This is a genomic window from Clostridium neonatale, assembly GCF_001458595.1.
Classification (GTDB): domain Bacteria; phylum Bacillota; class Clostridia; order Clostridiales; family Clostridiaceae; genus Clostridium; species Clostridium neonatale.
Window position 1 is genome coordinate 599,561 of record NZ_LN890328.1, and the last position, 14,515, is coordinate 614,075.

17 protein-coding genes are annotated in these 14,515 nt (G+C 27.1%); 16 read left to right on the forward strand and 1 reads right to left on the reverse strand.

Annotated elements, in window-relative coordinates:
- Positions 1–5: 5 nt before the first annotated feature.
- The 11 genes from BN2920_RS09860 to BN2920_RS09900 all read left to right on the forward strand — a co-directional run bounded on the left by BN2920_RS09860 (position 6) and on the right by BN2920_RS09900 (position 8,839).
- Entirely contained in the window at positions 6–1,013 is a 1,008-nt protein-coding gene (locus BN2920_RS09860; RefSeq protein ID WP_230132128.1) for a phosphodiester glycosidase family protein, read from the forward strand.
- Between the two features lie 11 nt (positions 1,014–1,024).
- A complete protein-coding gene (locus BN2920_RS09865; RefSeq protein WP_058294844.1) occupies positions 1,025–2,095 on the forward strand; it encodes a hypothetical protein in 1,071 nt (356 codons plus the stop codon).
- 52 nt (positions 2,096–2,147) lie between these two features.
- Positions 2,148–2,294 carry a hypothetical protein gene (locus BN2920_RS21735; RefSeq protein WP_172437797.1) on the forward strand — a complete coding sequence of 49 codons (147 nt, stop codon included), beginning with the start codon at positions 2,148–2,150 and terminating at the stop codon, positions 2,292–2,294.
- Between the two features lie 27 nt (positions 2,295–2,321).
- Positions 2,322–2,456, forward strand: coding sequence for a CPC_1213 family protein (locus BN2920_RS22370; protein WP_253073998.1), 135 nt, complete (start codon positions 2,322–2,324; stop codon positions 2,454–2,456).
- 324 nt (positions 2,457–2,780) lie between these two features.
- A complete protein-coding gene (locus BN2920_RS09870) occupies positions 2,781–3,206 on the forward strand; it encodes a hypothetical protein (RefSeq protein WP_058294845.1) in 426 nt (141 codons plus the stop codon).
- Between the two features lie 85 nt (positions 3,207–3,291).
- Entirely contained in the window at positions 3,292–4,254 is a 963-nt protein-coding gene (uvsE, locus tag BN2920_RS09875; protein WP_058294846.1) for a UV DNA damage repair endonuclease UvsE, read from the forward strand.
- 99 nt (positions 4,255–4,353) lie between these two features.
- Positions 4,354–4,902: a cell wall-binding protein gene (locus BN2920_RS22375; RefSeq protein ID WP_374117010.1), complete on the forward strand. Its 549-nt coding sequence runs from the start codon at positions 4,354–4,356 to the stop codon at positions 4,900–4,902.
- A 521-nt stretch (positions 4,903–5,423) separates the two neighbouring features.
- Positions 5,424–6,143: a hypothetical protein gene (locus BN2920_RS09885; RefSeq protein WP_058294848.1), complete on the forward strand. Its 720-nt coding sequence runs from the start codon at positions 5,424–5,426 to the stop codon at positions 6,141–6,143.
- 29 nt (positions 6,144–6,172) lie between these two features.
- Positions 6,173–7,390: a peptidase U32 family protein gene (locus BN2920_RS09890; RefSeq protein WP_058294849.1), complete on the forward strand. Its 1,218-nt coding sequence runs from the start codon at positions 6,173–6,175 to the stop codon at positions 7,388–7,390.
- A 291-nt stretch (positions 7,391–7,681) separates the two neighbouring features.
- Positions 7,682–7,891 carry a hypothetical protein gene (locus BN2920_RS09895; RefSeq protein ID WP_058294850.1) on the forward strand — a complete coding sequence of 70 codons (210 nt, stop codon included), beginning with the start codon at positions 7,682–7,684 and terminating at the stop codon, positions 7,889–7,891.
- A 147-nt stretch (positions 7,892–8,038) separates the two neighbouring features.
- Positions 8,039–8,839, forward strand: coding sequence for a tetratricopeptide repeat protein (locus BN2920_RS09900; protein WP_058294851.1), 801 nt, complete (start codon positions 8,039–8,041; stop codon positions 8,837–8,839).
- 140 nt (positions 8,840–8,979) lie between these two features.
- On the opposite strand, the gene BN2920_RS09905 is transcribed toward BN2920_RS09900, so the two are convergent.
- On the reverse strand, positions 8,980–9,198 hold the full coding sequence (locus BN2920_RS09905; RefSeq protein WP_058294852.1) for a hypothetical protein: 219 nt from the start codon (positions 9,196–9,198) through the stop codon (positions 8,980–8,982).
- A 179-nt stretch (positions 9,199–9,377) separates the two neighbouring features.
- Between BN2920_RS09905 and BN2920_RS09910 the strand changes: the two genes are divergently transcribed.
- The 5 genes from BN2920_RS09910 to BN2920_RS09930 all read left to right on the forward strand — a co-directional run bounded on the left by BN2920_RS09910 (position 9,378) and on the right by BN2920_RS09930 (position 14,475).
- Positions 9,378–10,763, forward strand: a complete 1,386-nt coding sequence (locus BN2920_RS09910) for a L,D-transpeptidase family protein (RefSeq protein ID WP_058294853.1) — start codon at positions 9,378–9,380, stop codon at positions 10,761–10,763.
- Positions 10,764–10,890: 127 nt separating this feature from the next.
- Positions 10,891–11,265 (forward strand): hypothetical protein, encoded by a 375-nt coding sequence (locus tag BN2920_RS09915; protein ID WP_058294854.1) that lies wholly within the window; start codon positions 10,891–10,893, stop codon positions 11,263–11,265.
- A gap of 140 nt (positions 11,266–11,405) precedes the next feature.
- Complete coding sequence (locus BN2920_RS09920) at positions 11,406–12,242, forward strand: flagellin N-terminal helical domain-containing protein (RefSeq protein WP_058296889.1); 837 nt, start codon at positions 11,406–11,408, stop codon at positions 12,240–12,242.
- Positions 12,243–12,278: 36 nt separating this feature from the next.
- A complete protein-coding gene (locus BN2920_RS09925; RefSeq protein ID WP_058294855.1) occupies positions 12,279–12,503 on the forward strand; it encodes a hypothetical protein in 225 nt (74 codons plus the stop codon).
- Positions 12,504–12,759: 256 nt separating this feature from the next.
- Positions 12,760–14,475 carry a ribonuclease J gene (locus BN2920_RS09930; protein WP_058294856.1) on the forward strand — a complete coding sequence of 572 codons (1,716 nt, stop codon included), beginning with the start codon at positions 12,760–12,762 and terminating at the stop codon, positions 14,473–14,475.
- Positions 14,476–14,515 lie beyond the last annotated feature (40 nt).

The following is a 14,515-nucleotide window of genomic DNA, read 5'->3' on the forward strand; positions in this document are numbered from 1 at the left end:
TACTAATGCCTGAGAAATCTGAAAAAAAGCATTTTAATTTAATTACATGTTTATTAGGAACAATATATATTTTTCTCTTTTTAATTATAACTACACCATTAGTATTATTTTTAGGACCTTATCAAAATACTAGAAAAGCATTTGTATCAACATTACTTGCTACCAGACATGAGTACCTTTTGACAGATTTTTTTTCTAAAGAAACATTAAATAAAATGATGGGAATAGAAGCAGAACCTAAAAAGGAAAAAGAAGTTGCACAGAAAATAGAAAATATTGAAATAAAACATTCTACAAGCACAGAAATTGAAAGATATGATATAAATACGGATAGATATGATGCATATCTATTAGAAATAAAAAATCCTCTTAAAATAAAAGTAGCAATGACAAAGTACTTAGGAAAAACAGGGCAAAAAACTAGTGAAATGGCAAAAGATAATAATGCAATAGCAGCTATTAATGGTGGCGCTTTTATAGATAAATCTGATGATGGTACTTTATATGCAGGTACAGGAGCAATCCCTGGAGGATTTGTAATAAGTGGAGGAAAGCTTCTATATCCTCAGATGACAGATTTAAATTCAAAAGATAAAGAAAATGTTATCGCATTTACTAAAGAAGGACAATTAGTAGTTGGAAGTCATTCTTATGATGAATTAATTGATATGAATGTTCAGGAAGGAATGTGCTTTAGACCACCTAATATAATAATAAATGGTGTGAAGCAGATTAAAGATAAAATGGCAGAAGGACTAAACCCAAGAACTGCTATAGGACAAAAAGAAGATGGAACAGTAATATTTTTAGTTATTGATGGAAGAAAAATTTCAAATCCTGGAGCAAGTCTTTATGATGTACAAGAAATTATGGCTAGTAGAGGAGCAGTAAATGCGGCAGCATTAGATGGTGGATATTCTTCAACAATGTATTATAAAGATGAAGTAATTAATTCACCAAATGCTTGGGATGGAGAACGATCTGTAGCTACAGCATTTTACGTTGAAGAATAGGAGAACTAAAATTGAAAAGTATAGCTAAAATATTAATTTGGACATTTATAGCATTGTTAATACAGCATGGAATATTTTTATATATTGAAAATATATATTTAGATACAGATTTAGAGATAACAGCCAAAAAAGTTGAAGAAGAGCCAGTTGAGGAAGTAAAGGAAGAAAAACCAAATGAAATAATATTACCAGAAAGTGTAGAAAATATTTCAGTTTCATCAGATGGAAATTATGTAGCCTATACAAAAAATAATGAACTTAAAGTTTTTGATAATACTAATAAGGAAGAGAATAAATTCAAGTGTGAGACAAGTGGTATAATTGAAAACTATAAGTGGTTAAATGATGAAGATTTAATGCTAGTTATACAGCGAGTGGAAGAAGATGATGGAGTTTATTTCGAACCTGTTTCTTATGATATTAAAAAGAATGAAGCAAGAGAACTTGTTGATTTTAATTATAATAAAATGAGAATACCAGTTAATAATGAAGATGATAGAGTTGAAAATATAGCATTTTCAACTTCAACGCATAGTCTTTATATAAAGATTCGAAAAGCTAATGGCTTGTGTGATTTATATTATTCAAATGTAATGAATCAAATAAATAGAGTAAGACATAATAAAGAAATTGGTAATATAGTTGTTCCAAGAACTAATACAAACGCAGTTATGGAAATGGGGAATAATTCAACAATATTAAATGAATCTGGCTATATAAATATTCCTGATGTAAATGTATCTAGGCTCCTAGGAATTGATAAGGATGATAACATTTATTTTGGAAAAGAAGAGGATGGATTAATTACTTCTATATATAATACTAATTTAAATAATGAAGAAAATAAATGGAATTCATTTGCCTTAAAAAATTCAGTAAATAAAGATAATATATTTGTAGATTATAGTGGTAAAATTTACATTAATAATGAAAGTGACAAGACTATTTCAGAGATTACAAAAGGCAGGCTTATAAATTATGAAGGTGAATTTCTTCAAACCTATAATGATGGTTTTATAACTAAAAAAGGAAATAACATTATTAAGAATAATATAAATGAAATAAAGCTATCAATTAATTAATAATGAATAAAAAGAATTTTAGTGTACATCATAATTACTGAGGTGATGTACTATGGACAATAATAAAAATAGATTAAATGATAGACCAAAATCTAATGCCGAGCTAAGAAAAATACATCCAAAAGGAAATTCGGATTTAGGAATTATTGATGGTAAAAAAATCGGAGCACCTCCGCATAAAGAAAAAGATCATTTTTAAAATTAAAATTAATAATGAGGTGGAACAATGACTAATAAGATGAAGGAAAATAATAAACGAAAGAATAAAAATGTAAATCATAATCCACAAGCGGAAAGCGTTAAAGCAGTGTTTGGTGAACCCAAAGCTAAGACATATGATAGGTCAGATTTTAAAATTTAAAATAATAGAATAAGAAAAAGAAAGAATAAGTCAGGATATACATAGTAAAAGATCCAATAAATTAATACTTTAAATTTATTGGATCTTTTAACTATGCAGTATTGATATAAAAAGTAATTGATTAAAACTTCCTAAGTAGAAGAAATATTCAAATTTTTAATATAACATAATGTTGTTTAATTATAGATTATAAAATAAATATATTGGAAAAGTATAGTTGAATTTCTTATATTAGACATATAAATAAGCTAATAGAATAGTAATGTTAATATATGATAAACTATATTAAGAATCAATCAAAACAAGTGAAGAAGAGGTGTAACTATGAATTTAGAAGTTGACGTTTGTGAATTGGGAAAAATATTAAAAGAAATAGAAAAAAATTATGAGTTAAACATATTAGTCAAGTCAAATTTGAGCGGTGGATGGATGACTATTACAGGAAAAGCATCCATTGAAAAGCATCCATATGAAAGTGAAAGTGGATGCAGTAGTAAAAAAGATAATATTATTCACATAAGAATTAAGGAAGATAAAGAAGATGGAGTATTAATAAAAATAACGGGTGCGAAAGATAAAAAATTTAATGTTGATATATCATCAGGTAAATATAAAGAAATTTCAAAAGTAGGTTTAAATATAGATATGATAAAAACAAATGAAAATGAAACGAAATTAAGAATTGATGAAAATATTATTTTTACAATAAAAACAAATGCAGAAAAAATAAATGAACTTATAAATCAATAAATTATTTTAGTTTGTGTAAATAAACAACTCAGGTTATGCATAAAATATATCTAATTAACTTAACTAAACTAAAGGTGTGATAAATATGTTAATTAGATTAGGGTATGTTTCTATCTCAATGAAGCTTGGTAAAAAAGTTACAGCTTCAAGTAATGTTACTTTTACAAATTATAATAAACAAGAAAGCAAGGAGAAGAAGTTAGAAAAATTAAAAACAGTTGCTTTATCTAATCTAAATGATTTAGAGAAAATCCTAAAATATAACATTAATAATAATATACATTTTTATAGAATAACTTCAGCATTAGTTCCTCTAGTTACTCATCCTGAAGTTGGATATTGGGGACATAGAGAGATATTTAAAAAGGACTTTGAATATTTAGGAAATTTAATACGAAAATCGAACATGAGAGTAGATACACATCCAGATGAATTTAATGTATTAAATAGTATTAACCCATCAGTTGTTGAAAACACTAAAAGAAATTTAATGTGTCAAGTGGAATGGTTTGAGGATCTTAATTATCCTGAAGGGAAAATGGTGCTACATGTAGGAGGAGCTACATATGGAAAAGAAAATGGAATAATAAGATTTATAGATAATTTTAAAAAGATGCCTATAGAAATAGCTTCACGTTTAATAATAGAAAATGATGATAAAACATATACAGCAAAAGAAGTTTTAGAGTTGTGTAATAAACTAAAAATACCTATGGTTTTGGACGTTCATCACCATAATTGTAACAATTCAGGAGAAGATTTAGAATATATGTTAGAGAATATTTTTAATACTTGGAATAAAGAAGTTCTTCCGCCTAAAGTTCACTTTTCGTCGCCAAAGGATTTTGAGAAAGATAGAAGACATGCTGATTATATTAATCCAAAAGAATTTATTGAATTTATTGAAAAAGCTAAAAAAATAGATAGAAGTTTTGATGTAATGTTAGAATGCAAACAAAAGGATGAAGCATTATATAAATTAGTAGAAGATATAAAAAAGCTTAAGCCAGAATATAGATGGGTTGATGCAAGTAGTTTTTATTTATAAAATATATTAATATCATATAAAGTAAAATACAAAAAATAACGATAATAAATTAAAAGATTTTAAATACAACAATATAAGTAAAGCTGGGAGATGGTCTTTGTGAATAGGAATAAAATTATTATAGGAGCATTAATAGCGATGATGTTACCATGTAACATTGTTTTTGCAGCTAGCTCAAAAGATGATTATGATAAAGAAGAATTAGAAAATATGACTCCAGGATACAGCTATTCTGATATAAATAAGAGTAAATATAAGGTTGAATCAGATAAAAATAGATTTTCAACAACACAAATCGAGGATGAAGATGAAGACGACGATGATAAAGAAGAAAAAGAAGTAGCATTTGATCAGATATTAGCAACTTCAGGTCCGGAAGTTGTTAGTATTAGTCCTAGCACAGGAAGTAGATATGATTATTGGGCAATGACAACAGATGGAAATTGGATGCTTATTGAAAAAGGTACCCCAGTTATTGGTTGGAAGAATGTACGTGGATCTTGGTATTACCTTGATGAAAGTGGAATAATGAAAACTGGATGGGTTAATGTAAATGGCTATTGGTATTACTTATACAGCAGTGGTAAAATGGCAAGTAACACATATGTAGATGGATATTATCTTGGATCAGATGGAGTAATGAGATAGTAGGGAAAAACATAGCACATAAGCTTATAGCATTATGCTATGTTTTTTTATTCTTTAGGAAATTATATTCATGGATAATCTGTGGATAAGTTATTTTTAAAAATATTGCAATAAACTAAATGCATAGTTCCTAAAGAATAAAAAATATTATATGCGCCTGGTCTTTTCTTCGGCAAGCTCAGAAAATCCAGAGTGCGCTGAAAAAAATCGACGGCTTAAAGGATTACGTTTTATAAAAGCTATTGTATTCTATTGGATTTGTATTTTTATAGAAGACTATATCATAGTCGCCTTGGCGATTTTTTTATTCTTTAAGAAATTATTACGTTGAAAAAAATTTGTGGAGTTAAGTTTAATTAGATATTTTGAACTATTAATATGAAACTTAAGTAAAATTTATATAAATATCAATGAAAACAATTAGTAATAAAATACGTTTATGTTATAATTAAATATATAATTAATAAAAGTATTGTCTATAATAATAAATACAATAATAATCTAATAAAGGTAGATTTAGTATGAAAAATAAAAAGATAGAAGAAATAAATTTAAAAAAATTCAATATAAAGGGGCTGGATTATGAAAGCAGGCAAAATATATTAGGTGATTTTGTTAAAAATAATATAAATCAGTTGGAAATACTAAATAAAGAAATACATACTTTATTAGAAAATGATTGGATTTATATTAAAAATAAAAAAGTATATTATAATAGTAATCTAAATGCACTATTTCCAGATTTACTTACATTTATTATAGGTTTTTGTCCAATACGTGAAGAATTTAATGATGACAGTTTAAGATTGGAATTTGGAGGATTTCATGGGAGAATAATGACGGATATAGAGCTTTTAAGTATTTTAGATAAGAGTGGTAATGTACAAGGAATATCATTTTATAATTATACTGTATTTGTAAATGGAATAAGATATATAGATAAAAATAATATTAGCAATATTAACAAATTTAAAAATAATAATAATCCATATCTATCATATCATATTCCGATATATGAATTAGATGATAATACAAGTATAATTGATGAAAATGGATATGATTTAAAGTATATAGATAATAGAAATTATATAAATGATGTATTAGATATTGTTAATTTATGGTATAAATTTGATCTTATACCAGATGGATTATCAAAAGAAAGTGAAGATTTATATATAAAGATGATGGAGCTTTCGAAGATAGGAATAAGTAAATATTTAATTTCACATAAAAGAATATAATTTTAGTAATTAAGAGGAGTATATATCAAATGAATAAACCAGAGCTTTTAGCACCAGCAGGAAATCTAGAGAAGCTTAAAACAGCTATAGAATTTGGAGCTGATGCTGTATATCTTGGAGGAAGTAAGTTAAATTTAAGAGCATATGCAGATAATTTTACGACTGAACAATTAAAAGAGGGAATTGAATTTGCACACTCAAGAGGTAAAAAAGTTCATGTAACATTGAACATAATTCCACATGATTCAGATTTAGAAGGAATAGAAGAGTACCTTAAGGAATTATACGAGCTTGGAATTGATGCAGCTATTATTGCAGATCCAGGAATTATGACAATTGCCAAGAAAGTTGTTCCGAATCTAGAGATACACTTAAGTACTCAAGCTAGTTGCTTGAATTATGAAATGGCAAAATTTTGGCATAATTTTGGTGTGAAAAGAGTTGTTACAGCAAGAGAAATGACATTGAAAGAATTAAAAGAAATGAGAGAAAAATTACCAGACACATGTGAAATTGAATCATTCATACATGGGTCTATGTGTATGGCATATTCAGGTAAATGTATGTTATCAAATTATTTAACAGGAAGAGATCCTAATAGAGGAGCTTGTGCTCAACCATGTAGATATAAATATCATTTATATGAAGAAGATGGAAATGAGCTAATTGAAAAAACAGATGAAGGCTCTGGAACATATATAATGAATTCAAGAGATTTATGTATGATAGAATACTTACCAAGTCTTATTGAAGCAGGGATAAATTCTTTTAAAATTGAAGGGAGAATGAAAAGTGTATACTATGTAGCCTCTGTGGTAAAGGCATACAGACAAGCTATTGATACATATTTTGAAAATCCAAAAGAATATAAATTTAATCCAAAATGGATGGAATACCTAGTTAAACCAAGTCATAGAGAATTTACAACAGGTTTCTATTTTGATGAGGAAGTTAAACAAAGTTATGGAAGTTCATCATACATTAGAGCATACGAAATAGTTGGAATAGTTAAAGATTATGATTCTAATACCAAAGTTGCAACTATACAGGAAAAAAATAAGGTTTATAATGGTGAAACAGTTGAATTATTGGCATTAGAAGGCGATGATAAACTTATAGAACTCAAAAATATGAAAAATGCAGACGGTGATGAGATTGAAACTGCCAATGTTCCTGAAATGATTTTTACTATAGAGTGCGAATTAGAACTCAAAAAAGATGATATATTAATTAAGAATTTACCATAATAAATTTTGGATAAAGAATATAATTAATATAAAATGATCAGAATTTAAACAGGGATTACTTAATGTTAAAGTTTAAGCACAAATAGAAAAGACTGTCTCAAATTTTTTGAGACAGTCTTTTTTATTTGTGCAATTAGGAGATACAGAGAACCATGCAATTAATATTGTTACCAAATTTCCAATTTATATACAAGTAATTACTAAATCATAGTCATACTATAATAAAATTTATCATATATATTAAAGGAAATTTATAAAAATCAACAATATTTAAAATAGGTGGGATACGATATGGATATTAAGAAGTTTTTTAGAAATATAAAAAAGGCAGTGCTAATGAAGATAAAATATGAAGTTTTCAATGATGAATTTATTTGTATAAGATTAACAAGGGAAGAAAAAAATATTGTTAGAAAATTAGCAAACTGTCAAAAAAGCAATGTTCAGGACTTTGTTAAATATGTTATATTTTCGAAATATATTGATGATTTTATAAGGTAATATATAAGTTTTAAAAAAATATATGTACGAAAACAATATCATATGTAGAAATGTTAGAAGTTATATGTTATAAATTTATTATGAGGGTTAACAAAGTAAAATAAAAAATATTTATTTACATAATAATGAATACTGGGGGATGAGAATTTGGGTGGAGTATTATTATCTATTAATGAATTTATTGAGGAATATAAGAATGCAGATATAAATTTTGAAGACTGTAATCTTAGGATTCTTATGAAATATGCAGAAAGGGGAAATAAAAAAGCTCAAAATAGTCTTGGAGACAGATATTACAACGGTGAACTAGGAGAACAAAATTATGAGAAGGCAATAAAATGGTATAAAAGATCAGCAAGCCAAGGATATAGTATTGCAGAATACAATCTAGGGTATATGTATTATTATGGACTTGGTACAAAAATAGACTATGAAAATGCTTTAAAATATTTTAAAAGAGCTGCATTTAAAGGTCATGTTGATGCTCAATGTAATTTAGGATGCATGTTTGAAGACGGTGAAGGTACTGAGCAAAATTATAAAGAGGCAGAAAAGTGGTACTTGGAAGCTGAAAAGCAAGGAGACTGTTTTGCACAATATAATTTAGGAAATTTATATATGCACGGTAAAGGTGTTAATACAAATTATAGTAAAGCATTTATGCTTTATGAAAAATCTGCCATGCAAGGATATTCTAAAGCACAAAATATTTTGGGATATATGTATGAAGAAGGAATTGGAGTAGAACAAGATTTTAGGATCGCAGCTAAATGGTATGAAAAAGCTGCATATCAAGGCTATTCTTATGCACAATATAATTTGGCTGGGATGCACTATTTAGGAAAAGGGATAAAACGAAATTACAGTTTGTCTTATTCGTGGTATAAAAAAGCAGCTCAGCAAGGTCTTGAGAAGGCTCAGATTGCATTAAAAAAAATGTTTAGTTAAAAATGGAGGACTTATAAAAATCAATATATTTTTATAAGTCCATTTTTATTTTACATTTTAAAACTTGGAGAGGTGAAAATAACTATTTTGTTATTATTGATGATATTATTAAGAATATAATTGATAATATTATTTAAATATTATAGGAATAAAAGTGGCCATAATCCAAGGCCGCCAAAGCCACCAAAGCCACCAAGGCCACAGCAACCAAAACCATTGTTAAATCTACCAAAACGATTATTAAAATTATTGTTAGATCTACGATTAGAATTATTGCAACAACAACATCTTCTACATCTTCTTCTTCTTCTTCTTCTTCTTCTGTTTGAAGTATCTCTATCTGAATCGCAACGTGACATATACATAATCTCCTTTTTGATTATTTTTTATATTAATAATATATTCGACATAATAGATATGTGTTACAATATTATGTTAAAAAAATGCTTCAAATAATCAATTTGATAAAGTATTAATAATTAGTTTTATTCTAACAAATATATAGTATAATATATAATATGTTAGGGGGAAGTTTTGGATGAGTAGAAAAAAAAAGAATAAGGCTGATTTATGGAAAAAAACAATAATTTTTCTTTCACCTTTAGCTATAATATATTTAAGTATATCAATTTATTTTAGTAATCATTTTTATTATAATTCTGTAGTCAACTGCATTAATGTGTCAGGACAGACCGTAAAAGAAGCTAATAATACAATATCATCAGAAATAAATGAATATACACTGCAATTACATGGTAGAGAAAACGTTAATGATGAAATTAAAGGAAATGATATTGAATTATCTTATAAATCAAATGATGATCTAAAAAAAATAAAAAAGAGCCAAAATCCGTTTACATGGTTTTTAGGATTTTTTAATAAAAATAGCAATTTGACAATAGACATGGTTTCTTATAATGAAAGCTTATTAGATGATTATATTGATAATCTTACATATTTTGACGTTGGAAACATAGTTGAACCTAAAGATGCGAATTTTGAATTTAAGAATAATAAATTTGAGATTACAAACGAAGTTGTAGGAACAAAAGTAAATAAGGAAGTTCTTCGTGAAAAGATCATAAATGCTATAAAAAACGGTGAACATATATTAGATTTGGAAGAAGAGAATTGTTATGAAAATCCTAATTATACAAAAGACTCTAAAGAAGTAATTGATGCTAAAGATAAGTTGAATTCAATGATAGATCTTACAATTACATATGATGTTGGAGACGAAAAAGAAATTGTTGATGGTAGTATAATTAGTAATTGGCTTAATGTAGGAGAAGATTTTGAAATAAATTTTGATAAAGAGAAAATTAAAGAATATGTTTATAAATTAGCAAGTAAATACAATACATTTGGTGGAAATAGAGATTTTCTCACAACAGATGGGGATAAGATTAAAGTTAGTGGGGGGAATTATGGATGGATTATTGATCAACCTAAAGAGGTTGATGAATTAGTTAAGGATCTTAAAGAAAATAAATCAATAGAAAGGGAGCCTATATATTCACAAACAGCAGTATCAAGAGCAAAAAATGATATTGGAGATACATATGTTGAGATAAATATGACTAAACAACACATGTGGTTCTATAAAAATGGAAATCTTATAACAGAGGGTGATGTTGTAACAGGAAATGCAAGTAATAATTGGTCAACACCTGTTGGAACATATAGATTAAACTATAGAGAAAGAAATGCTACATTAGTTGGAGAAAATTATAGTTCGCCAGTGAATTTTTGGATGCCATTTAACAATAATATAGGAATACATGATGCAACATGGAGAAATGAATTTGGTGGACAAATATATTTAACAAATGGTTCACATGGATGTGTTAATGCTCCATATGCAGTTGCAGAAACAATATTTAATAATATTGAACCAGGAACTCCAATTATTTGCTATTATTAAACAAAGTTTTTATCATATCTTATAAATAGTGTTTAAATATAGTGTTTGATAATGTATAATATAATCATATTAAATATAGAAAAAATGATACTTAGAAAACTACTTGAATAAAAAGGGGGATATTTAAATGAAGTTTATAGGATGTATACAATTAATAAAGGATGATTTTAATAATGTATTGATAATGAAAAGGAAGGCTAAAAGAGGTACTATTTCTAAATGGACTTTATTAGAACAAAAGATTAGAGGAAAAGAAAGTGATGAAAAGTGTCTTGCAAGAGCTGCTAAGGATGTTTTGAAAACAATAGTGTTTGACAATAAAGAATTTAAAGAATATAAAATAAATGAAGATGAAGCTATAAAGGTTTATATAGGAACATTAAAGGAAAAATTCATTCTAGATAAATCATATGATGAAGCAAAATGGATCAATAAAAGTAGAATAGATGACTGTGATATTGAAGAATTAGATAAAAAAATATTACTAGATTATTTTAATTAGAATGTTGAAAAGATGTTGTATCAGAAATAGTGAATTTAATACAACATCTTTTTATTTTATGGTAAATTACAAAATTATTTATTCGATAAAAAAATATAGGGTAAATTCACAAATGTGAGAAAGGGGTGATTCAGATGGGAATGTCAATAAGAAATAATTTAAATGCTATGTTTGCTCTTAGATATATTGGTATAAATAATGATCTTTTGGGTAAAAGCATAGAAAAACTATCTTCTGGTCTTAGAATAAACAGAGCTGGTGATGATGCAGCAGGGCTTGCTATATCAGAAAAAATTAGAGGTCAGATTAATGGTTTGACTCAAGCAAGCAGGAATGCACAAGATGGAATATCGTTAATGCAAACAGCCGAAGGCTCTGTAAATGAGACTCATAGTATGCTTCAAAGAATGAAGACACTAGCAGTTCAAGCTGCTAATGGAACTTATACAAATAGTGATAGAAAACTTATAGATAAGGAACTACAAGAGCTGAAAAAAGAAATAAACAGAATTGCAAAAGATACAGAATTTAATGGAATGACACTTCTTGATGGATCATTTGATAAAAAGAAGGGGTCAGATGGTCTTAATTTACAAGTTGGAAATAAAGCGAATCAAATAATATCTGTTGATATTGAAGGAGCTACATTAAATGATCTTGGCATTCAACATATCAGTATAGAGACAGAAGATGATGCTAAAAGTGCCCTATCTAAAATAGAAAATGCCATACATTATACATCTGGCATAAGAGCTACTTTAGGCGCAGTTCAAAATAGATTAGAGTATACTATTTCTTCATTAGATAATACAGCAGAAAATTTACAATCTGCTGAAAGCAGAATTAGAGATACAGATATAGCAAAAGAAATGATGGAATATGTAAAGTCTAAGTTATTAATGGATGTGGGAATTAGTATTTTGACACAAGCAAATCAAGAATTCAATTTTATTTTAAAATTGTTAGATTCAATGTAAAATAATTTGAAATTATTGAAAAGGATTGACGTAAAAATGAAAAAAATAATATATATTTTTTGTATTTTAGTGCTTACTTTAAATTTGATTTCTTGTGGAAATAAAGAAACTGTAGATTCAGATGAACAGGCTACAGAACAAAAAGAAAGCACAAATACTATTAAAGCTAAATCAGAAGAATTAAAAGTAGATACATTTACAACAAATGATAATTATGTTAAAGCAAAATGGGTATATGGTCCAGAAAAAGAGAGTGAGTGACAATATAATATGATTATCAGAGTTAATAAAAATGGCTACATCAGAATGAGTATGTAATTTGGGTGCAGTCTATTTTTTATTCTACATAAATATGAATAAAATAAAATTAAAAAGTAATAATAAAAAAGTAATGTTATATATTGAATAATATTTTAAATAATATTTTTAAAGTACAAGCATACTTGCATGTATATAAAGTAAAATGTATAATTAAGAAAAATATAGTAGAGAAAATGGAATTTTAAGGAGTACAAAATTGGAAAATAATAATATTGAAAAAAAACAAGTAAAGAAGAAGCGAAAATATATACCTAATAGAAAGAAAGTAAAAATAATCCCATTAGGTGGGCTTGGAGAAATAGGAAAGAATATTACTGCATTTGAATATGAAAATGAAATAGTGGTAATAGACTGTGGATTATCATTCCCAGATGAAGAATTATATGGTATAGATATTGTTATACCTGATGTAACATATCTTATTAATAATAGTCATAAAGTTAAAGGTTTTTTTATAACACATGGACACGAAGATCATATTGGAGGTTTGCCTTACGTTCTTAAGCAAATTAATGTACCTATTTATGGCACAAAGCTAACAATAGGTTTGATAGAAAGTAAACTTACTGAACATAATATTTTAAGTGATTGTACATTAAATGTTGTAGAGCCAGGCGAAATAGTTGAACTTGATAATTTTAAGGTGGAATTTATAAGAAATAATCATAGTATAGCGGATAGCTGTTCAATAGCGTTACACACACCATTAGGTGTAATTGTTCATAGTGGAGATTTTAAAGTTGACTTTACACCAATAGATAATAAAGTTATGGATTTGGCTAGGTATGCACAGCTTGGGAAAAAAGGAGTGCTATTATTAATGGCAGATAGTACTAACGCTATTAAGCCAGGATATACCATGTCGGAAAAAACAGTTGGTGAAACATTAGAAAGACTATTTTTACAAGCAACAGGAAGAATTATAGTTGCTACATTTGCATCTAATATTCATAGATTACAGCAAATAGTCAATGCATGTGAAAAGCACAATAGAAAAATAGCGTTTAGTGGAAGAAGTATGGAGAAAATATCAGAAGTCTCAATGGAACTTGGATATTTAAATGTTCCAGATGGAATGATAATTAGTCTTGATGAAATAAATAATTATTCAGATGAAAGAATAACTATTGTAACTACAGGAAGTCAAGGAGAACCAATGTCGGCTTTAACAAGGATTGCCTCAGCTACTCATAGAAATATACAGATACAAAAAGGTGATATGGTTATAATATCTGCTACTCCGATTCCAGGAAATGAAAAATCAGTTTCTAATGTTATAAATTCATTAACAGAGAAAGGTGCTAATGTAATTTATAAGGCGATTGAAGATATTCATGTATCAGGGCATGCTTGTGAGCAAGAATTAAGACTTATTCAAGCCCTTCTTAAACCCAAATTCTTTTTACCTGTTCATGGAGAATATAAGCAGTTAAGAGCTCATAGCAAAATAGCACAAGATATGGGAGTAGATGAAAATAAGATATTTATATTAGAAATTGGTGATGTTTTTGAACTTTATAAAAATAGAGGTAAAATAGCAGGAAAGGTTCCATCAGGTAGAGTTCTTATTGATGGAATGGGAATAGGTGATGTTGGTAATATAGTTCTTAGAGATAGGAAAAATCTATCGCAAGATGGCATAATAACTATAGTTACTGTTATAGATAAAAAGAATAAATTTATAATATCTGGCCCAGATGTAATAACAAGAGGATTTGTTTACGTGAGAGATAGTGAAGAACTAATAAATGAATTAAGAAATGAAGCTTTGAGAATAGTGGGAAATTGTCTTGAAAAAAATATAACTCAGTGGTCAGAAATGAAAAATACAATAAGAAAAGATGTTGGATCATATATTTATTCAAAGATTAAAAGAAAACCTATGATTTTACCGGTTATTGTTGAAGTATAAAAATGAAAAGAGACCAACAAGAAGATTTATTTAATATATC